This is a genomic window from Pseudomonas sp. MH9.3 (genome assembly GCF_034354675.1).
GTDB lineage: Bacteria > Pseudomonadota > Gammaproteobacteria > Pseudomonadales > Pseudomonadaceae > Aquipseudomonas.
In genome coordinates, this window is sequence record NZ_CP133785.1 from 5,054,738 (window position 1) to 5,075,339 (window position 20,602).

At 63.0% G+C, this 20,602-nt stretch carries 19 protein-coding genes; 12 read left to right on the forward strand and 7 right to left on the reverse strand.

Going from position 1 to position 20,602, the window contains the following annotated elements:
* The first annotated feature begins 101 nt into the window (after positions 1-101).
* The 7 genes from ppc (at position 102) to RHM60_RS22520 (ending at position 7,464) form a co-directional block, all read left to right on the forward strand.
* Positions 102-2,729, forward strand: coding sequence for a phosphoenolpyruvate carboxylase (ppc, locus tag RHM60_RS22490; protein ID WP_322212827.1), 2,628 nt, complete (start codon positions 102-104; stop codon positions 2,727-2,729).
* A 280-nt stretch (positions 2,730-3,009) separates the two neighbouring features.
* Positions 3,010-3,657 (forward strand): adenylate kinase, encoded by a 648-nt coding sequence (gene adk / locus RHM60_RS22495; protein WP_003231293.1) that lies wholly within the window; start codon positions 3,010-3,012, stop codon positions 3,655-3,657.
* An 87-nt stretch (positions 3,658-3,744) separates the two neighbouring features.
* Complete coding sequence (gene tsaB, locus RHM60_RS22500; RefSeq protein ID WP_322212829.1) at positions 3,745-4,428, forward strand: tRNA (adenosine(37)-N6)-threonylcarbamoyltransferase complex dimerization subunit type 1 TsaB; 684 nt, start codon at positions 3,745-3,747, stop codon at positions 4,426-4,428.
* A gap of 316 nt (positions 4,429-4,744) precedes the next feature.
* Positions 4,745-5,047, forward strand: a complete 303-nt coding sequence (locus RHM60_RS22505; protein ID WP_209989456.1) for a hypothetical protein — start codon at positions 4,745-4,747, stop codon at positions 5,045-5,047.
* Entirely contained in the window at positions 5,047-5,907 is an 861-nt protein-coding gene (locus RHM60_RS22510; RefSeq protein ID WP_209989459.1) for a DUF72 domain-containing protein, read from the forward strand. Before RHM60_RS22505 ends, RHM60_RS22510 begins: the two co-directional genes overlap by 1 nt.
* A 27-nt stretch (positions 5,908-5,934) precedes the next feature.
* Complete coding sequence (locus RHM60_RS22515) at positions 5,935-6,762, forward strand: isocitrate lyase/phosphoenolpyruvate mutase family protein (RefSeq protein WP_322212830.1); 828 nt, start codon at positions 5,935-5,937, stop codon at positions 6,760-6,762.
* A gap of 27 nt (positions 6,763-6,789) precedes the next feature.
* Positions 6,790-7,464, forward strand: a complete 675-nt coding sequence (locus RHM60_RS22520; protein WP_322214658.1) for an extensin family protein — start codon at positions 6,790-6,792, stop codon at positions 7,462-7,464.
* Here RHM60_RS22520 and RHM60_RS22525 read toward each other — a convergent pair.
* Positions 7,461-8,081: an energy transducer TonB gene (locus RHM60_RS22525; RefSeq protein ID WP_322212831.1), complete on the reverse strand. Its 621-nt coding sequence runs from the start codon at positions 8,079-8,081 to the stop codon at positions 7,461-7,463. The two genes, RHM60_RS22520 and RHM60_RS22525, sit on opposite strands and share 4 nt — an antisense overlap.
* Before the next feature lie 96 nt (positions 8,082-8,177).
* Here RHM60_RS22525 and RHM60_RS22530 point away from each other — a divergent pair, with 96 nt between their 5' ends.
* Positions 8,178-8,960: a class I SAM-dependent methyltransferase gene (locus tag RHM60_RS22530; protein ID WP_209989468.1), complete on the forward strand. Its 783-nt coding sequence runs from the start codon at positions 8,178-8,180 to the stop codon at positions 8,958-8,960.
* Between the two features lie 56 nt (positions 8,961-9,016).
* On the opposite strand, the gene RHM60_RS22535 is transcribed toward RHM60_RS22530, so the two are convergent.
* Positions 9,017-9,670 (reverse strand): TetR/AcrR family transcriptional regulator, encoded by a 654-nt coding sequence (locus RHM60_RS22535; protein ID WP_209989471.1) that lies wholly within the window; start codon positions 9,668-9,670, stop codon positions 9,017-9,019.
* Positions 9,671-9,762: 92 nt separating this feature from the next.
* Here RHM60_RS22535 and RHM60_RS22540 point away from each other — a divergent pair, with 92 nt between their 5' ends.
* The 3 genes from RHM60_RS22540 (at position 9,763) to RHM60_RS22550 (ending at position 14,276) form a co-directional block, all read left to right on the forward strand.
* Entirely contained in the window at positions 9,763-10,863 is a 1,101-nt protein-coding gene (locus tag RHM60_RS22540) for an efflux RND transporter periplasmic adaptor subunit (protein WP_322212832.1), read from the forward strand.
* A gap of 5 nt (positions 10,864-10,868) precedes the next feature.
* A complete protein-coding gene (locus RHM60_RS22545) occupies positions 10,869-13,931 on the forward strand; it encodes an efflux RND transporter permease subunit (protein WP_322212833.1) in 3,063 nt (1,020 codons plus the stop codon).
* A gap of 117 nt (positions 13,932-14,048) precedes the next feature.
* A complete protein-coding gene (locus RHM60_RS22550; protein ID WP_209989480.1) occupies positions 14,049-14,276 on the forward strand; it encodes a hypothetical protein in 228 nt (75 codons plus the stop codon).
* Positions 14,277-14,359: 83 nt separating this feature from the next.
* Here RHM60_RS22550 and RHM60_RS22555 read toward each other — a convergent pair whose 3' ends face one another.
* On the reverse strand, positions 14,360-15,049 hold the full coding sequence (locus tag RHM60_RS22555) for a DUF4197 domain-containing protein (RefSeq protein ID WP_322212836.1): 690 nt from the start codon (positions 15,047-15,049) through the stop codon (positions 14,360-14,362).
* A gap of 28 nt (positions 15,050-15,077) precedes the next feature.
* Positions 15,078-17,591, reverse strand: coding sequence for a glycerol-3-phosphate 1-O-acyltransferase PlsB (gene plsB, locus RHM60_RS22560; protein ID WP_322212837.1), 2,514 nt, complete (start codon positions 17,589-17,591; stop codon positions 15,078-15,080).
* A 183-nt stretch (positions 17,592-17,774) separates the two neighbouring features.
* Between plsB and RHM60_RS22565 the strand changes: the two genes are divergently transcribed.
* Positions 17,775-17,984, forward strand: coding sequence for a cold-shock protein (locus RHM60_RS22565; RefSeq protein WP_057007767.1), 210 nt, complete (start codon positions 17,775-17,777; stop codon positions 17,982-17,984).
* A 109-nt stretch (positions 17,985-18,093) separates the two neighbouring features.
* Here RHM60_RS22565 and RHM60_RS22570 read toward each other — a convergent pair whose 3' ends face one another.
* The 3 genes from RHM60_RS22570 to dapE are packed head-to-tail and all read right to left on the reverse strand — an operon-like array spanning position 18,094 to position 20,488.
* Positions 18,094-18,471, reverse strand: a complete 378-nt coding sequence (locus RHM60_RS22570) for a hypothetical protein (RefSeq protein WP_209989490.1) — start codon at positions 18,469-18,471, stop codon at positions 18,094-18,096.
* Positions 18,472-18,527: 56 nt separating this feature from the next.
* A complete protein-coding gene (locus RHM60_RS22575) occupies positions 18,528-19,337 on the reverse strand; it encodes a putative RNA methyltransferase (protein WP_209989491.1) in 810 nt (269 codons plus the stop codon).
* Positions 19,337-20,488, reverse strand: a complete 1,152-nt coding sequence (gene dapE, locus RHM60_RS22580) for a succinyl-diaminopimelate desuccinylase (protein WP_231421980.1) — start codon at positions 20,486-20,488, stop codon at positions 19,337-19,339. Before dapE ends, RHM60_RS22575 begins: the two co-directional genes overlap by 1 nt.
* Between the last annotated feature and the right edge of the window lie 114 nt (positions 20,489-20,602).

The window sequence follows — 20,602 nt, forward strand, 5'->3', positions numbered from 1 at the left end:
TCGCGGCGAGCGCCAAGGTTTAAAGTGTCTTGTCAGAAACCGGCGCGAGCGGCACTCTGGAAAACCTGCGCGTCCCGCAAATTCTGGCTGGAGAGTGGCTGATGAGTGATATCGATGCACGCTTGCGTGAGGATGTTCACCTGCTGGGTGAATTGTTGGGCAATACCATTCGAGAGCAGTACGGCGATGCCTTTCTCGACAAGATCGAGCAGATTCGCAAAGGCGCCAAGGCTGACCGGCGCGGCGCTGGCGATGAGCTGAGCAGCCGGCTGAATCAGCTGCAGGAAGACGAGCTGCTGCCCGTGGCCCGTGCCTTCAACCAGTTCCTTAACCTGGCCAATATCGCCGAGCAGTACCAGTTGATTCACCGACGCGACGAGTCGCAACCCGCGCCGTTCGAGTCCCGCGTGTTGCCTGAGCTGTTGGCGCGCCTGCAGGCCGAAGGCCACAGCGATGAATCCCTGGCCCGCCAACTCGGGCGCCTGGAGATTGAGCTGGTCCTCACCGCTCACCCCACCGAAGTGGCCCGGCGTACCCTGATCCAGAAATACGATGCGATTGCCGCGCAACTGGCGCTGCAGGATCACCGCGACCTCACCACTGCCGAGCGCGAGCAGATCCGCGAGCGCCTGCAACGCCTGATTGCCGAGGCCTGGCACACCGAAGAAATCCGCCGCACCCGGCCCACGCCGGTGGATGAAGCCAAATGGGGCTTTGCGGTGATCGAGCATTCGCTGTGGCACGCCATTCCCAATTACCTGCGCAAGGCCGATCAGGCCCTGCATGCCGCCACCGGCCTGCACCTGCCCCTGGAGGCGGCGCCGATTCGTTTTGCCTCGTGGATGGGCGGCGACCGCGATGGCAACCCCAACGTGACCGCACCGGTCACCCGCGAGGTCCTGCTGCTGGCGCGCTGGATGGCTGCTGATCTGTACCTGCGCGATGTCGATCAATTGGCGGCCGAGCTGTCGATGCAAAAGGCCAGCGCCGCATTGCAGGCCAGGGTCGGCGACAACGTGGAGCCTTATCGCGCCGTGCTCAAGCAACTGCGCGAGCGCCTGCGCGCCACGCGCCAGTGGGCACATTCCGCGCTGAGCAGCAGCACCCCGGCGCCGGCGGAGGTGTTGCAGGACAACCGTGACCTGCTGGAGCCGCTGCAGCTGTGCTACCAGTCGCTGCATGAGTGCGGCATGGGCGTGATCGCTGACGGTCCGCTGCTCGATTGCCTGCGCCGCGCGGTGACGTTCGGCCTGTTCCTGGTGCGGCTGGATGTACGCCAGGATTCCACGCGCCACTGCGCGGCCATGAGCGAGATCACCGATTACCTTGGCCTGGGTCGCTATGAAGAGTGGGACGAAGACGCGCGCATCCGCTTTCTGATGCAGGAACTGGCCAACCGTCGACCGCTGCTGCCGGCTTATTTCAAGCCTTCGGCCGATACCGACGAGGTGCTCAACACCTGTAAGGAAATTGCCGCCGCACCTGAGGCGTCGCTGGGCTCGTATGTCATCTCCATGGCGGGCGCGGCGTCGGATGTGCTGGCCGTGCAATTGCTGCTTAAAGAGTCGGGCGTGCAACGGCCGATGCGCGTGGTGCCGCTGTTCGAAACCCTGGCCGACCTGGATAACGCAGGGCCTGTGATCGAGCAACTGCTGCTCTTGCCGGGCTATCGCGCGCGCCTGCATGGCCCGCAGGAAGTGATGATCGGCTATTCGGATTCGGCCAAGGACGCCGGCACCACCGCCGCCGCGTGGGCGCAATACCGGGCGCAGGAGCGTCTGGTGGATATCTGCCGCGAGCAACAGGTGGAACTGCTGTTGTTCCACGGCCGCGGCGGCACCGTGGGGCGTGGCGGTGGCCCGGCTCACGCGGCGATCCTGTCGCAGCCACCCGGCTCGGTGGCGGGGCGTTTCCGTACCACCGAACAGGGCGAGATGATCCGTTTCAAGTTCGGCCTGCCGGATATCGCCGAGCAGAACCTCAACCTCTATCTGGCCGCCGTGCTGGAGGCGACGCTGTTGCCGCCGCCGCCGCCCGAACCGGCCTGGCGCCATCTGATGGATGAATTGGCGGCCGACGGCGTCAGCGCCTACCGCGCGGTGGTGCGGGAAAATCCGCAGTTCGTCGAGTACTTCCGCCAGTCCACCCCGGAGCAGGAACTCGGCCGCTTGCCCCTCGGCAGCCGCCCGGCCAAGCGCCGTGCCGGCGGCATCGAGAGCCTGCGTGCGATTCCGTGGATTTTCGGCTGGACCCAGACGCGCCTGATGCTGCCCGCCTGGCTGGGCTGGGAAGCGGCGTTGAGCAAGGCGTTGGCGCGCGGTGAGGGCGATCTGCTGGGGCAGATGCGCGAGCAATGGCCGTTCTTCCGCACCCGCATCGATATGCTGGAGATGGTGCTGGCCAAGGCCGACGCCGATATCGCCCGTTTGTACGACGAGCGCCTGGTGCAACCGGACCTGTTACCCCTGGGCGAGCATTTACGCGACCTATTGTCGCAGGCGTGCGGGGTGGTACTGGGCCTGACGGGGCAGTCGCAACTGCTAGCCCATAGCCCGGACACCCTTGAGTTCATCCGCCTGCGCAATACCTACCTGGACCCCTTGCACCTGTTGCAGGCCGAACTGCTGGCCCGTTCCCGCGCGCAGGAAGCGGCACAGGACAGCCCTCTGGAACAGGCGCTGCTGGTGTCCGTGGCCGGTATTGCCGCCGGTTTGCGCAACACCGGCTAAGGTTTTTTGCGTGTTCTCAACGGCTTGCAGTTGAACAAGCGCGACCGCCCAAAACAGGGCGGTCGTTGTTCAGGCGCTCGGGTCGCACTCAGGCACACCCAGCCGGCAGCGCACGCACAGCGTGATTGACTGCGACTTTCGGCGGCTTGTGTGGTTAAGGCCCGCTGTGTATCTTGATCAGCCTTTGGCCGTTTGGTCGGCCTCGAACCCTATTTTTACGAGATTGGCCCCACGTGGCGAATCCGAGCGTCATCTCTATAAAAAATTGAGGAGCACATCGATGCGCGTCATTCTGCTGGGAGCTCCCGGGGCCGGTAAAGGTACTCAGGCAAAGTTCATCACTGAAAAATTCGGCATTCCACAAATCTCCACCGGCGACATGCTGCGCGCGGCCGTCAAGGCCGGCACCGAACTGGGCCTGATCGCCAAGAGCGTGATGGACAGCGGCGGGCTGGTCTCCGATGACCTGATCATCAACCTGGTCAAGGAACGCATCAGCCAGGACGATTGCAAGAATGGTTTCCTGTTCGACGGTTTTCCTCGCACCATTCCCCAGGCTGAAGCCCTGGTGAAGGCCGGCGTCGAGCTGGATGCCGTGGTTGAAATCGCGGTTGAAGATGAAGAAATCGTCCAGCGTATCGCCGGTCGTCGCGTTCACGAAGGCTCGGGCCGCGTTTACCACATCGTCTACAACCCGCCAAAAGTGGCAGGCAAGGACGATATCACCGGTGAAGACCTGGTGCAGCGCAAGGACGACACTGAAGAAACCGTGCGCCATCGCCTGTCGGTCTACCATTCCCAGACCAAGCCGCTGGTGGACTTCTATCAGAAACTGTCCGCTGCACACGGCAAGCCGAAATACAGCCATATTCCTGGCGTCGGTTCCGTGGAAGCGATTACCGCCAAGGTGCTGCAGGCACTGAGCTGATCGCTCCTCGATTGTCTACAACGGCCCGCTTGCGGGCCGTTGTTGTTTATACTGGCGCACTTTTTTCCGACCTGGATACCCACACCGATGAGCACCCTGCTGGCCCTGGACACCGCGACCGAAGCTTGCTCCGTTGCCTTGCTGCACGATGGCAAGGTAACCAGCCACTACGAGGTGATCCCGCGCCTGCACGCGCAAAAGCTGCTGCCGATGATCAAGCAACTGCTTGAAGACGCCGGCATCGCCTTGTCTGCCGTCGATGCCATCGCCTTCGGCCGCGGCCCCGGCGCGTTTACCGGCGTACGTATCGCCATCGGCGTGGTGCAGGGCCTCGCATTTGCGCTGGAGCGCCCGGTGTTGCCGGTGTCCAACCTCGCCGTGCTGGCCCAGCGGGCGCTGCGAGAGCACGGTGCGACGCAGGTAGCGGCAGCGATTGATGCGCGCATGGACGAAGTGTATTGGGGCTGCTACCGCGAGACGGCGGGTGAAATGCGTCTGGTGGGTGTGGAAGCCGTGCAGCCGCCCGAGTCCTCGCGGTTGCCTGACGATGCCAGCGGTGACTGGTTCGGTGCAGGCACCGGTTGGGGGTACGGCGAGCGCATCAATGTGCCGCTTGTGGGCCAGGACGCCACGCTGTTGCCCCATGCCGAAGACCTGTTGACCCTGGCGCGCTTCGCGTTCGAGCGTGGCGAGGCGATCCCGGCCGATCAGGCCGCCCCGGTTTATTTGCGCGATAAAGTCGCCCAGACCAAGGCCGAGCGGGGTCTCTGATCAAACGATCAGGCCCCTGTGGCGAGCGGGCTTGCCCCGCGTTGGGGTGCGAAGCGCCCCCAATCAAGCAAAACGCGGTGTACCTGATACGGCTCAGCGTCTGGTTTTGGGGCTGCTGCGCAGCCCAACGCAGGACAAGCCTGCTCGCCACAGGGCACAGTTGAAGAGGGCGTGGACTCCAAATTCTGCGCCAATCGTCAGAATCTGCCCCTGCTTTGAAACATTTTTCAAAATATGTGTTCTAGTTATCACCAGAGCATTTGCGCGCCACGGAAAGCGCCATTAAAGTGCCATCATTGATAGCGAGCTCGCATCCATGCGTATAGACGGCTTTTCTTCACAGTCCTACCCCATCAAGCGCAAGCCGCGTAAGGCGAACGTTCGGGTGGACGATGCCGTCGAGGATTCGCCCGACTTCATCGAAGTCCACGCCGAAGCACCCGCCCATGCCCAAAGTGGCGCAGGTGCGCGTATCAGCGGCCTGCCGGCCCGTCAGCAAGACATGGTCTTCCCCCGCTCCATGAGCAAAAGCGTCGCCACTGCCCTGGCCAGCTACCTGACCACCGCCGGTTTTGTCGAATGGGATATGGAAGTGCTGGGTCTCGACGTCCATATCTGATGCGTCTGCCTTACTACATCGGTTGCCCGTCCTGGAGTGAAAACGCCTGGCGCGAGTACCTGTATCCGGTCGATGCGCGCTCCAGCGATTACCTGGCGCTGTATTCACAGGTCTTCAACGCCGTTGAAGGCAACACCACCTTTTATGCTCGACCCTCGGCCGCCACGGTGCAGCGCTGGGCCGAGATCATGCCGGATGATTTTCGCTTCACCGCCAAGTTCCCCGGTGACATCAGCCACAGCGCCGACCTGCGCGAACAGCTGCCGGCGGCGGAAAGTTTCGTCGGCCTGATGAGCCCGCTCGGCGAGCGTGTGTCGCCGCTGTGGCTGCAATTACCCGCAACGTTTTCGCCGCAACGCCTGGGCGAGCTGGCCGGATTTATCGACGGATTGGAACGCCCGCTGGCGGTCGAGGTGCGTCATCAGGAGTTTTTCGCCAAGGGCGACGCCGAGCGCAGCCTCAACCGCCTGTTGCGCGACCGTGGCGTGGAGCGCATCTGCCTCGATCCGCGCGCGCTGTTCAGTTGCACCGCCACAACGCCTGCGGTGCTGCATGCCCAATCGAAAAAGCCCAAGGTGCCAACGCGCCCGGCAGCGCTGACGCAATGGCCACAGGTGCGCTTTATCGGCCATCCGGAGCTGGAGGCCAACGACCCGTTCCTGACGCCCTGGGTGGAAAAAGTCGCCGTCTGGATTGAAGAAGGCCGCACGCCGTACGTGTTCCTGCACACCTCCGACAACCGTCTCGCGGCGCAGCTGGCGTTGCGGTTTCACGCCAGACTGATGGCGCGTCTGCCGGGCCTGCCGGCGTTGCCGACCTTGCATCGCGAGCCCGCAGCGGAGCAACTGGGGTTACTCTAGGGCTCCCTTTCCCGCCAGGAGTCAGTCATGGATGCCCAAACCCTTCGCGCCGAAACCTTCCAGGCCCTGCACACCCGTGATCGCGCATTCGTGATGCCCAACCCGTGGGACGCGGGGTCCGCCATCATGCTTGCCCATCTCGGCTTTGAAGCCCTGGCCACCACCAGCGCCGGTTATGCCTTCAGCCTGGGTCGCCCGGATGCCGAAGGGGCGTTGTCGTTGGAGGACACGCTGGTCAACGCCGGGATGATCGCCAAGGCCACGGCGTTGCCGGTGGCAGCCGATCTGGAAAACGGCTTCAGCGACACCCCTGAAGGCTGCGCCCGGACCATCCTGCGGGCCGCGGCTGTGGGTATTGTCGGCGGCTCCATCGAAGATGCCACAGGTATTGCCGCCGACCCGATCTACGCCTTTGACCTGTCGGTCGAGCGTGTGGAGGCCGCAGTGGCCGCAGCACGCAGCCTGCCGTTCCCGTTCATGCTGACGGCCCGCGCGGAGAACCTCCTGCACGGTCGCCTGGATTTGCCTGACACCCTGCGCCGGCTGCAGGCCTATTCCGAGGCCGGTGCCGACGTGCTCTACGCACCGGGCCTGCGCAGTGCCGAAGAGGTGCTGGCGGTGGTCAAGGCCGTAGCCCCCAAGCCGGTGAATGTGTTGATGTCCGGTGGCCTCAAACTCAGCGTGGCGCAGTTGAGCGACATGGGCGTCAAGCGCATCAGCGTAGGGTCGGCCATGGCGCTGGCGGCGTATGGCGAGTTTTATCGGGCGGCGCAGGAGGTGTGTGGGTTGGGCACTTTTTCCTTTACCGAACGCTCGATGTCCTACAGCCAGGCCAGCCAATTCTTCAAGGAGTAAGCGGTGCGCGGCCTAAGCGTCACCGCCATGCTGTTGTTGCTCGCGGGCGCCGTCGCACTGGGTGCCTGGCGCGGCTGGCTGCCCTTGCCGAATCAATGGAATCCCTGGACGCCGCTGGATGTGCGCGACACGCCCAACCTGTTGACGCGCTTCAAGCTGGGGCGTCTACAGGATGACCCCGCCCTGTGCGACCAGGTGCTGCAGACCTCGGGCTTGCGCGTCAGCCATCAGGCGGATTCGCCGGCCGATGTTGCGTGCCCGTTGCGCAATGTATTGCGCGTGCAGGGCGCGCAGGTGACCTTGAGCAGCAGCTTTCTCGCCAGTTGCCCGCTGGCGGTGGCGTTTGCCCTGTTCGAACGCCACAGCCTGCAACCGGCCGCCCAGGCCGTGTTTGGCCAAGCGGTGACGCGTGTCGATCACCTGGGCAGCTTCGCCTGCCGTAATGTCTATAACCGCGCCGACGGGCGACTCAGCCAGCATGCGTCGGCCAATGCAGTGGATATCGCAGGCTTTCGCCTGGCGGACGGGCGCCGCATCAGTGTGCTCAAGGATTGGCCGGGGGAGGGCGACAGTGCGCGATTCCTGCGCCATGTGCGCGACAGCGCCTGTGATGATTTCAACGTGGTGTTGAGTCCGGACTACAACGCGGCACACCGCAATCATTTCCACCTGGACATGGGACGTGGGTGGGTGTGTCGTTAGGCGGCCAGGCGCAAGTTGTGCGCCACCAGCGGGCGTGCCCAGTAGGCGTCGAAGTCCAGGGCCTTTTGCTGCGCCACCAGCGCTTCGGCTGGGTACGGCTCGGCAGGCGCAGGCAGCAGGTCCAGTTCGAATTCGGCAATCGGCAGGTGCAGCGCGCGCGGTTGCGGCGCAGGGCCTGGCGCGGGTGGCTGCTGGCCGGCGGTCAGCACCAGAGGGCGCACCCAGCCGCTTTCGAAGTTCTGCTGACGCTGTTGAGCGACGAGTTCTTCTTCAGGGAACGGCGTCGCGGCCGGTGGCAGCAGGTTGGTCTCGAATTCGGCAATCGGTAAGAACAGCGGTTCAGGCGGGGCGATCGGGGTGTCGGTGACGTTGCATTCGCGCTGGGTGAGAATCTGCGACAGCACGTCGGCACCGGCGCTGGGCTCAACCGCCGGGTCCGCCACGGCTGGAGCCTGAGCCGCCTGCGCATCCGCCGTCCCGCCCAACTGTTCGGCCAGCGCGCGGGCGAAGAAGTCCTGCCACACATGACTCACCCCGGCCAGCGCTTGAGTATTGCGCAGTCCGTAGTGGTTGTGGGTCGGCAGTACACCGATGGTTAGGGGGAGAATGTCTGACATTTTTCTCGGTCGACGCTCAGCTCTGGCAAAATACCTGACTGTTGGTTTTATCGGCCGTTATTGGCCGATCCTTAATATTTTTGAGCGTAGCGATTGATGAGCGAACAACCAGCGGCCAGCCGCATTCGTGTCGAAGCCTTGGCCGACGGATTTCAGGCGCGCGCCGAGCAGTGGGCGGCGCTGCTCGGCTTGCCGGTGCAGCTCGAAGCGGCGGATTTTTCCCTGCAAGTGGGTGAGCACGGCCTGCAACTGCAACAGCTGGGGCCTGACGCGCCGGGGCCGGTGCGTGTTGACTTTGTTGAAGGCGGCGCTGCCCATCGGCGGCTATACGGCGGCGGCAGCGGGCAGATGATCGCCAAGGCGGTGGGGATTGCTCAAGGCGTACGGCCACGGGTACTCGATGCCACCGCAGGCCTGGGCAAGGACGCTTTCGTGCTGGCAAGCCTGGGTTGCGAGATGCGCCTGATCGAGCGCCAGCCGCTGATCGGCGCCTTGCTCGAAGACGGCCTCGCACGCGGCGCGGATGATTTTGAAGTCGCGCCGATTGTCGCGCGCATGCAGTTGCTCAAGGGCAACGCCATCGACCTGATGCTCAACTGGCAGGGCGAACCGCCCCAGGTCATCTACCTCGACCCGATGTTCCCGCACCGTGAGAAAACGGCACTGGTGAAGAAGGAAATGCGCCTGTTTCGGCCCCTGGTGGGCGATGACCCGGACGCCCCGGCCTTGCTCGCGGCCGCCCTGGCCCTGGCCAGCCACCGCGTGGTGGTCAAACGCCCGCGCAAGGCACCCTGCATTGACGGGCCCAAGCCCAGTCATGCGCTGGATGGCAAGTCCAGCCGGTATGACATCTATCCTAAAAAAGCGATTAGGCCTTAAGAGCAGCTGCAAGCTGCGAGCTGCAAGCACGGTTGCTTTTAGCTTGCAGCTAACAGCTAACCACTTACAGCTGCCCCTCTCCCATAAGCCCGCATGAACAACCCCACCACATCCTGCACATGGGCTTCGGCGGCGTGCTCACTCAGCTGCCCGCCGCAGCCATACAGCAGGCGAAAGTTCGCCGTGCCCTTGAGCAGGCAGAAGAAGTGTTCGGCCGCCGTAAACGGTTTGTCGATGCTCAATGCGCCGCTCTGGTCGATCTTGCCCAGCAGGCGCTCCATGCCTTGCAACATGCGCATCGGGCCCGCCTCGAAGAAGATCTGCGAGAGTTTCACGTCCTGATTGCCCGTGGTCATCATCAGGCGATGCAGGTTCACTGACTCTTCACTGTTGATCAACCGATGAAAGCCCCGCGCGATGTTCAGCAGCACCGTCTCCACGGGGATGCCGGCGGGCAGCTCGAAGTACATCACCGGCAGTTGTTCCTCGCAGGTGGCGACCACGGCGGCGGTGAACAAGGTTTCCTTGTCGGTGAAGTGGCTGTACACGGTGAGTTTCGACACGCCGGCCTCAAGGGCCACGGCGTCCATGCTGGTGCTGGCGTAGCCATTGCTCAAAAACAGCACCTTCGCTGCTTCGAGGATTGCCTGGCGTTTTGCCATGTCCTTGGGACGCCCAGGGCTATTGGTGTTGGCACGATTGTAGGACATTTTACCTTTAATACTGGACTGGTGAGTTTGGTATTAATAACATACCGGCCAGTATAATTATTCCGCGCTCCATTTGCGAAAGGTCCTTCAGCATGCGCAGCACTTTCCTGCCCCTTGCGTTGCCTGTCAGTCTGGTCTTCCTGCTGGCCGCCTGTGGCCACGAAGAAGCGGTCCAAACCAGCGTCCGCCCGGCCATGGTGGTGCAACCGCAGCCTTCGGCACAGGCGATGGACAGCTACACCGGTGAGGTGCGTGCCCGCTATGAACCGGACCTGGCCTTTCGCATCGGCGGCAAGGTCAGCCAGCGCCGGGTGGAGGAGGGTGAACGGGTCAGGGCCAACCAGCCACTGGCCGAGCTTGATCCGCAGGATGTGCGCCTGCAGCTGGACGCCGCGCGCGCCCAGGTGGCCGCCGCCGAGGCCAACCTGAACCTGGTGCGCGCCGAGCGGGATCGCTACAAAACGCTGATGGACCGGCAGATGGTCAGTCGCTCGCAGTACGACAACGCCGAAAACCTCTACCGGGCAGGTGAAGCACGGCTCAGACAGATCAAGGCTGAGTTCACCGTGGCCGGCAACCAGGCCGGTTACGCCGTGCTGCGCGCGCCGCAGGATGGCGTGGTGGCCCGGCGCGCGGTGGAAGTCGGCCAGGTGGTGTCCGCCGGGCAGACCGTGTTCACCCTGGCCACTGATGGCGAGCGGGAAGTGGCGATCAGCCTGCCGGAGCAGGGCTTTGCCCGTTTCAAAATCGGTCAGCCAGTGTCGGTGGAGCTGTGGAATCAGCCGGACCAGTGCTTTACCGGGCATATTCGCGAGCTGTCGCCGGCGGCCGATCCCAAATCACGCACCTTTGCCGCACGCGTTGCGTTCACGGGCGGCAAGGTCCCCGCCGTGCTGGGCCAGAGCGCGCGCGTATTCATACAGGCCGATGGCGTTATTCCGCTGTCGGTGCCGCTGTCCGCCCTCAGTGCGGAGAATGGGGCGTCCTACGTGTGGCGTGTGCGCCCGGACAGCACCCTGGAACGCACGCCGGTGCGTATCGGTGCCTTCGGTGAACACAGCGTACCGGTGCTGGAAGGTTTGCAACCCACGGATTGGGTGATTGCCGCCGGCGTGCATGTGCTCCACGAAGGCCAGCAGGTGCGCCCGGTGGATCGTGCCAACCGCGTGGTGAATCTGGCGGCCAAGGAGTAGTCCCCATGGGTTTCAATCTTTCCGCATGGGCGTTGCGTAATCGCCAGATCGTGTTGTTCCTGATGATCCTGCTGGCAGTAGTCGGTACGCTGTCCTACACCAAGCTGGGGCAAAGCGAGGATCCGCCGTTTACGTTCAAGGCCATGGTGATCAAGACCAACTGGCCAGGTGCCACGGCCGAGGAAGTCTCGCGCCAGGTCACCGAGCGCATCGAGAAAAAACTCATGGAGACCGGCGATTACGAGCGCATCGTGTCGTTCTCCCGGCCTGGAGAATCCCAGGTCACCTTCATTGCCCGCGATGCCATGCACTCGGCGCAGATCCCCGAGTTGTGGTACCAGGTGCGCAAGAAGATCAGCGACATTCGCCAGACCCTGCCGCCGGATATCCAGGGGCCGTTTTTCAATGACGAGTTCGGCACCACCTTCGGCAATATCTACGCGCTGACCGGTGACGGCTTCGACTACGCCGTGCTCAAGGACTACGCCGACCGTATCCAGATCCAACTGCAGCGCGTAGCGGATGTGGGCAAGGTCGAGTTGCTCGGCCTGCAGGACGAGAAAATCTGGATCGAACTGTCCAACCTCAAGCTCGCCACCCTCGGCCTGCCCCTGGCGGCGGTGCAGCAGGCGTTGCAGGAACAGAACGCTGTCTCCACCGCCGGCTTCTTCGAAACCCCGACCGAGCGCGTGCAACTGCGCGTGTCGGGCAACTTCAAAAGCGTAGAGCAGATTCGCGACTTCCCGATTCGCGTTGGCGAGCGAACCCTGCGTATCAGCGATGTGGCCGAGATTCGGCGTGGCTTCACTGATCCGCCTTCACCGCGCATGCGCTTCATGGGCGCCGATGCCATCGGCCTGGCCGTGGCGATGCGCGACGGTGGCGACATCCTGGTGCTGGGCAAGGCCCTTGAAGGCGAGTTCGCACGGCTGCAAAAGAACCTTCCGGCCGGGATGGAGCTGCGCAAGGTGTCGGATCAGCCGGCAGCAGTGAAAACCAGTGTCGGCGAATTCGTCCAGGTGCTCGCCGAAGCATTGGCCATTGTGCTGCTGGTGAGTTTCTTCTCCCTGGGAATACGCACCGGCATGGTGGTGGCCCTGGCGATTCCGCTGGTGCTGGCCATGACCTTCGCCAGCATGTATTACCTCGGCATCGGCCTGCACAAGATCTCCCTCGGCGCCCTGGTGCTGGCGCTGGGCCTGCTGGTGGACGACGCCATCATCGCCGTGGAAATGATGGCGATCAAAATGGAGCAGGGCTACGACCGCTTCAAGGCCGCCAGTTTCGCCTGGACCAGCACCGCCTTCCCGATGCTCACCGGCACGCTGATCACGGCAGCAGGCTTCCTGCCGATTGCCACCGCACAATCGAGTACCGGCGAATACACCCGCTCGATCTTCCAGGTAGTGACCATTGCGCTACTCGCTTCATGGGTGGCAGCGGTGGTGTTTGTGCCGTTCCTGGGGGAAAAACTTCTGCCGGACCTGGCGAAGATTCATGCGGCCAAGCATGGCGCCAGTGGGCCCGATCCCTACGGCACCGCGTTCTATCAACGTGTCAGACGTGTGGTGGAATGGTGCGTACGCCGACGTAAAACCGTGATCGTGCTGACCCTGTTGCTGTTTATCGGCTCGGTGGTGTTGTTTCGCTTTGTGCCGCAGCAGTTCTTTCCGGCCTCCGGTCGCCTGGAGTTGATGGTCGACCTGAAGCTGGCCGAAGGCGCGTCCCTGAGCAACACTGCCGACCAGGTCAAGCGCCTTGAAGGCTTGCTCAAGGAGCATGTGGGGGTCGATAACTATGTGGCCTACGTGGGCACCGGTTCGCCGCGGTTCTACCTGCCGCTGGACCAGCAACTGCCAGCCACCAGCTTTGCGCAGGTGGTGGTGCTCGCCAGCACCATTGAGGCGCGCGAAGACCTGCGCACCTGGCTGATCGAAACCCTCAACGAACAATTTCCCGACCTGCGTTCCCGCGTCACGCGCCTGGAGAACGGCCCGCCCGTGGGCTACCCGGTGCAGTTCCGGGTGACCGGCGAGCACATCGACGAAGTGCGCGCCCTTGCGCGGAAAGTGGCGGCCAGGGTTCGCGAAAACGCCCATGTGGTCAATGTGCACCTGGACTGGGAAGAACCGAGCAAGATCGTCTACCTCAATATCGATCAGGACCGTGCGCGCGCCCTCGGCGTGAGCACCGCCAACCTGTCGCGATTCCTCCAGCGCTCGTTGACCGGCGCCAGCGTCAGCCAATACCGCGAGGACAACGAGTTGATCGAAATCCTGCTGCGCGGCACCGTCCAGGAGCGTACGCAGTTGTCGCTGCTGCCCAGCCTGGCGGTGCCCACCGACAACGGCAAGAGCGTGGCGCTGTCGCAGATCGCCACCCTCGAATATGGCTTCGAGGAGGGCATCATCTGGCACCGTAATCGCCTGCCGACGGTGACGGTGCGCGCCGATATCTACGGCAAGGAACAGCCAGCGACCCTGGTCCAGCAGATCCTGCCGACCCTTGCGGAGGTGCGCGCCGAGTTGCCGGATGGCTACCTGCTCGAGGTGGGTGGCACCGTCGAAGATGCCGCCCGTGGACAGAACTCGGTGAAGGCCGGCGTGCCCTTGTTTATCGTGGTGGTGCTGACGTTGCTGATGCTGCAACTGCGCAGCTTCTCACGCACCGCCATGGTGTTTCTCACCGCACCGTTGGGCCTGATCGGCGTGACGCTGTTCCTGCTGGTATTCCGCCAACCTTTCGGCTTTGTGGCGATGCTCGGCACCATCGCCCTGTCGGGCATGATCATGCGCAACTCGGTGATTCTGGTGGATCAGATCGAACAGGACATCAAGGCCGGCCTTGCGCCCTGGCAGGCGATCATCGAAGCCACGGTGCGGCGCTTTCGTCCGATTGTGCTGACGGCGCTGGCGGCAGTGCTGGCGATGATTCCCCTGTCGCGCAGTGTGTTCTTCGGGCCGATGGCGGTCGCGATCATGGGCGGGCTGATTGTGGCGACGGCGTTGACGCTGTTGTTCCTGCCGGCGCTGTATGCGGCGTGGTTTCGAGTAAGGAAGGACGCGTAGCCTCCGGAACCATTTCTCTCTGGATACCACACAAGGATTACCCGACCGGTAGGTGCCGTCGCACACACAATGCGACGCTTTGGGTTCCGATGTGAATTCAGCTAGAAAGGAATATTTATGATCTTGCCAATACTGATGATGCTGCCGATGCAGATGATGAATTCGATGTTAGGGGGGAATGGACAAGGCCAGGACCAGGACAAAGATAAAAGCAAAGACAGGGAGGGTAACAAGCTGGACATCAATATCACGATCAACAATGAAAACAACAATGCCAACGAAAACTCGGGCATGTCGTTTTCTCAAAGTGGTAATTTCTCGTCCCAAGGCCGCATAAGTTACTGAGTGTGCTGACAAGCAAGCCCGGCACTCGGTTGAGCAAAAAAAAGCCCTGACACTGTCAGGGCTTTTTCATTCGTCAGTCAGGCTCAGCGTGCACCAAAGACTTTCCTGGCCAGGCTCGTCGCCGCCGCTGCCGGATTCTTGCGGATGGTTTCTTCCTGCTGCGCAATCATCTTGAACAAACCGTCCAGCGCCTGCTCCGTCACGTAGCTTTCGACATTCGCGCTCTTGGCATCCACCGCGCCAAAAGCCGCCGCCTTGCCGGCCAGGGCGTTGTACTGCTGGGCCACGCCGACCTTGTCGGTCGCTGCTTTGACTATTGGCAGGAACCTGGCGCGAATCTGCTCGCGGCTGCTCTTGTTCAGGTACTGCGTGGCCGAGTCCTGACCGCCGCTGAGAATGCCCTTGGCGTCGGTCACGCTCATGTTTTTCACGGCGTTGACCAGGATCGGCTGAGCCTGGGTCACGGCGGTTTCGGCGGCCTTGTTCATGCTGGTTTCCAACTGGGTGACCTGTTCACCCATGCCGAACATCTTGAGTTTGTCGGCGACTTTACCGAGCTTGCCCGGCAGGCCGATTTTTACCTCAGGGTTGTTGCTGAAACCGCCGGGGGTACCCAGTTGTTTCACGGCAATCTGCGCGCCCTGGGTCAGCGCATCCTTGAGGCCGCCACTGGCGTCGGCCTGGGACAGGCTGCCAAGGTCCAGGGCCATGGCGTTGGCACCGAGCAGCAGGCCGGCACACAGGGCAGTCAGGCGGAGCGTGTTACGGAGCATGAAAGGCTTCCTTATGTTCAGAGGTTGATCATTCAATCGGGTGGCTTTGTGCAGGTTCGACCGGCGCTTCGGCCGCGCCATCGACACGGTGCAGCGCCACCTGACGGATCGACAGGCGAATGTCGGCGGGCAATACGCGTTTGGCGGCGCCTTCGGCCAGCTCGCCGAGCAAATCGTGATAGCTCAATTTGCCGGCTTCGTCGCGGCGCAGCACATCTTGCTCCAGCAGCGTCTGGATGAAATGTCGGAAAAGGCTCTTGTCGAAGAATTCCGGGGCATTGAGGCCATGCAGGATCGACAGGCGCTGGGCCATGATCGTGCACAGGTCTTCCAGCTCTTCGGCGCTGATGCTGCTCTGGCCGCTGTTGAGCAGCAGCGAGATTGCCATATAGAAGCGTTGCAGGGTCTGGGCGATGCTCTTGGACAGCAATGTCAGCAGCACGAAATGCCGCGAACTCGGCGCCGGACGCAAGTACACCTCGTTTTCGAAGCGCAACAGGCCCTGTTCGACAAACGCTTGCAGCCATTGGTCGACCACCGCGTCGAGGTCTTCCAGGGACCAGCGGATAAACAGCTCCGATTGCAGGTACGGGTACAGCGCGTGGGTGTAGCGCAGCATCTGCTCGCGGCTCATGCGCGAGCTGCTCTGGAAGAAGCTCGCCAGCAGGGCCGGCAGGGCGAAGATGTGCAGCACGTTGTTGCGGTAGTAGGTCATCAGGACGGCGTTCTGCTCGTCCAGGTAAAGAATCTTGCCCAGGGCATCGCTTTGTTCCGACAGCAGGTCCATGTCCTTGACGTGCTTGATCAGCGCCAGGCCGTCACCTTCGGGCAAGGTGGTGTGCGGCGAGTAGGGCACGCGGCGCAACAGCGCCAGGTACAGGTCGAGCTGGCGGGCCATGGCCTGTTCGTCCAGGGCCAGGCGTGTGGTCGAGAGCAAGGCCAGGGCCACCAGGTTCACCGGGTTGACCGCCGCCGCTTCGTTGAGGTGGCGCGCCACCTGTTCGCCCAGGCGGTGCGTGGTTTCGTGCAGCCACGCCGGCTTGTAGTTCGGGCCCAGTTCCTGGGAGCGCCAGTCCGGCTGCTCGCTGTCGAGGAACTCGGCTAGCTTGATCGGCTCGCCGAAGTTGACCGCGACCTGGCCAAAGCGCTGCTTGAGCGCGCCGACCACTTTGAAAATATCGAAGATCGACTCTTTCTTCTTGCTCGCACCGCGCAGTTCGCCGAGGTAAGTGCGGCCTTCGAGCACGCGTTCATAGCCGATGTACACCGGCACGAACACGATTGGCATGCGCGAAGAGCGCAGGAAGCTGCGCAGGGTGATCGCCAGCATGCCGGTCTTGGGCTGCAGCATGCGCCCGGTGCGCGAGCGTCCGCCTTCAACGAAATACTCCACCGGGAAACCCTTGGTGAACAGGGTGTGCAGGTATTCGTTGAACACCGAGGTGTACAGCGGGTTGCCCTTGAAGGTGCGGCGCATGAAAAACGCACCGCCACGGCGCAGCAGGCTGCCGATCACCGGCATGTTCAGGTTGATCCCGGCGGCGATGTGCGGTGGGGTCAGGCCGTTCTTGAACAGCAGGTACGACAGCAGCAGGTAGTCGATATGGCTGCGGTGGCAAGGCACGTAGATCACCTCGTAGCCCTGGGCGACCTGTTGCACACCTTCGATATTGTTGACCTTGATGCCGTCGTAGATCTTGTTCCAGAACCAGCTCAGCACCACTTCGAGGAAGCGGATCGCGGTGTAGGTGTAGTCCGAGGCGATCTCGTTGCCGTAGCGCAGGGCCAGGGCCTTGGCTTTTTCCGGAGCGATCTTTTCCCGTTCGGCCTCATCCAGGATGGCCTGGCGCACCAGGGGCATGTTCACCAGGCCTTTCACCAGGTTGCGACGGTGGGACAGGTCGGGACCGATGACCGCCGTCTTCAGGTTGCGAAAGTGCACGCGCAGGATGCGCTGGGCCATGCGCACGGTGCGTTCGTGGCCTTTATTGTGCTCGATCAATTCGCGCAGGTTGATTGGCGCGGAGAATTGCACCCGGGTCTTGCGGCCCAGGATCAGGATGCTCAACAGGCGGCGCAGGCGCCCGGTGACAGCCCAGCTGTCGGCAAACAGCAGCTTCCACGGGCTGGACTCGCTCTCGGGGGACTGGCCCCAGAACACGCTGACCGGAATGATTTGTGCATTCTCTTCGGCGTGTTCGCTGAGGGTGTTGACCAGCCGCGTCAGGGTAGGCGGCGCCCCGCGCTTGTCCTGGCGGCCCAGCCAGTCCGGCTCCGGCGTGAGGTAGAAGAACGCAGCAGCTTCCATCAACGGGCCTACCGCCACCGGCAGCACTGGGCGCGGCAGGCCGGCCTTGGTGCACTCGGCATCGACCACGGCCAGTTCGGTGAGGGAAGGCGATTGCAGGACATAGAACACCGGCCGGCTGCGGTCGAGGTTGAGGGTCAGGGACGACTGGTTGATCGTCTCCGAGCGAACCCAGAGGTACAACAGTCGGCGCAAGGTGCCGAACACCAGACGGCGGAACGGGGAGCGGGTCATAGGCGAGCTGCTTGAAGTGGAAAAAAACCGAGCAGGCGCTCGGGTGGGTAGTGTGCCGTATTCGTCGAAAATCGGCAAAAAAGCAGCGATGTAAACTTGAGTTGATGGTTTTTGAGCCTGTCTTATACTCGGCAGTTCAATGCAGACAACTCAACAATAAAAATGCATGTGGGAGCAAGACGGATGACGACGCGCGAAACCGGCAATGTGAAGTGGTTCAACGATGCAAAGGGTTATGGCTTTATACAGCGTGAAGATGGCAAGGATGTGTTCGTGCACTACCGCGCCATTCGCGGTGAAGGCCACCGCTCGTTGGCCGAGGGCCAGCAGGTGGAGTACGCCCTGGTGAGCGGCGAGAAGGGCTTGCAGGCTGAGGATGTGGTCGGCCTGTAAGTCCACTACTGAACCCATGTGGGAGGGGGCTTGCTCCCGATTGCAGTGAGTCAGCTACACATAAGCTGGCTGACCCACCGCTATCGGGAGCAAGCCCCCTCCCACACGGTCAGGCGGTTTTCCAGGTGATCTGTTCTTCACCGTCGGCGCTGATGCGAATCCAGGTGTCGGCGCTTTCCTCACCTTCCTCCTCGACCCACGTGCCCGGCGCGCAGCGCACTTCGACGTTCAGCGCGGCAAAGGCGGCGCGGGCGCAGGCGATGTCGTCGTCCCAGGGAGTCTGGTCGCTTTCCAGGTACAGGCTGTTCCATTTGCCGACGGCTTTGGGCAGCCAGGTGACGGGCACGTTGCCGGCCGTGCACTTGTAGGTCTGGCCTTTCTGGACCCAGTCCGAGCAGGCGCCCAGGGCAGCGCCCAGCCAGGCGGCGATGGCCTTGTGGTCGACGTCGGCGTCCTTCAGGTAAATCTCGATATCGGGTTGGCGCATGGATGTTCCTCGTTGCGGGATTTTAAAAATCCATTCGCGGGTGCTGAAAGAGTCGGTTATTGAAGCACGAAATAATCGTAACGCATCGACACGGTGACCAGCAGCGGCTCGGCCGCTTCGATCACCCGGGCACGGCGCTCGGCGCTGGCGCGCCAGCCGTGGGGCGTCATCGCCAGCAGGTTGGCGCGGTCCCCGGGCTCGGCCAGGCTCAGGCTGAACTCGAGAGTTTCGCTGTGTGCCAGGCTCATGCCGTCCGGCACCAGGGCCAGGTGCTTGTCATCGGTGTACTCGCGCACTTCGTCGTACAGGCGTTCGCGCAGCTCCATCAGGTGGCCGCTTGTAGGGCCGACCTTCATCAGGCCGCCGCCGGGGCTGAGCAGGCGCTTGGCCTCTTCCCAGTCCAGCGGGCTGAACACGCTGGCGAGGAACTGGCAACTGTCTGACGCCAATGGCACACGGGCCATGCTGGCGATCAACCAGGTGACGGCGGGGTTGCGCTTGCACGCGCGTTTGACCGCTTCCCGGGAGATATCCAGTGCATAACCGTCGGCATTCGGCAGGGCTTCGGCGATCTGCGCAGTGTAGTAACCCTCGCCGCAGCCGATGTCGACCCAGCGCTGCGGTGCGCGTTCGGCGGCCAGTTCAGCCAGGCGCCTGGCCACCGGCGCATAGTGGCCGGCGTTGAGAAAGTCGCGACGCGCCTCGACCATCGCCAGGTTGTCGCCCGGGTCGCGGCTGTTCTTGTGCTGCACCGGCAGCAGGTTCAGGTAACCCTGACGCGCGCGGTCGAAACGGTGCCCGGCCGGGCACGCCACGCCGTTGTCCACCGGGTTGAGCGGGGCGCTGCAGAGGGGGCAGGCGAGCATCAGGCGAGCAACTTGATCAGGGTCTGGTAGTAGATCTCGGTGAGCACATCAAGGTCGCTGGCCAGGATGCGTTCGTTGACCTGATGGATCGTCGCATTCACCGGGCCCAACTCGACCACCTGGGTGCCGAGGGTCGCGATGAAGCGTCCGTCCGACGTACCGCCGCTGGTCGATGCCTGGGTTTCGCGACCGGTGATCGCCTTGATGCTGGCCGATACCGCATCGAGCAGCGCGCCCGGTTCGGTCAGAAACGGCAGGCCGGACAGCGCCCAGTCCACGTGCCAGTCCAGGCCGTGCTTGTCGAGAATCTGCGCAACGCGCTGTTGCAGGCCTTCCACGGTGGATTCAGTGGAGAAGCGGAAGTTGAACACCGCCGTCAGGTCGCCAGGGATCACGTTGGTGGCGCCGGTGCCGGAATTGAGGTTGGAGATCTGGAAGCTGGTCGGCGGGAAGAACGTGTTGCCATCGTCCCAGTGCTCGGCAGCCAGTTCCGCCAGGGCCGGCGCGGCCAGGTGAATCGGGTTCTTCGCCAGGTGCGGGTAAGCCACATGGCCCTGCACGCCGCGTACGGTGAGGGTTGCGCCGAGGGAGCCGCGACGGCCGTTCTTGACCACGTCGCCCACCAGGGTGGTGCTCGACGGTTCGCCGACGATGCACCAGTCCAGGCGTTCGTTGCGCGCGGCCAGGCGTTCGATCACGGCCTTGGTGCCGTGGTGCGCCGGGCCTTCTTCATCGCTGGTGATCAGGAAGGCAACCGAACCACGGTGGTCCGGGTAGTCCTGCACAAACCGCTCTGCCGCCACCAGCATGGCCGCCAGGCTGCCTTTCATGTCTGCCGCGCCACGCCCGCAGAGCATGCCGTGTTCGTCGATCAGCGCGTCGAACGGGTCGTTCTGCCAGGCCTGCAGCGGGCCGGTCGGCACCACGTCGGTGTGGCCGGCAAAGCACAGCACCGGGCCTTCATGCTGGCCGTGGGTGGCCCAGAAGTTGTCCACGTCCTCGATGCGCATCGGCTCCAGGGCAAAACCGGCGTCGCCCAGGCGCTGCATCATCAGCTTCTGGCAATCGGCGTCGATCGGCGTTACCGAGGGGCGACGGATCAGGTCGATGGCAAGTTGAAGGGTCGGCGAAAGGTCGGCATGGGCCGTCATGGGAAAACTCCGGGAAGCGTGTAATGGGCGCAGGACGAATGTGGAATACAGAACTTGAAACGGCGCAGATCCAATGTGGGAGGGGGCTTGCTCCCGATTGCAGTGAGTCAGCCA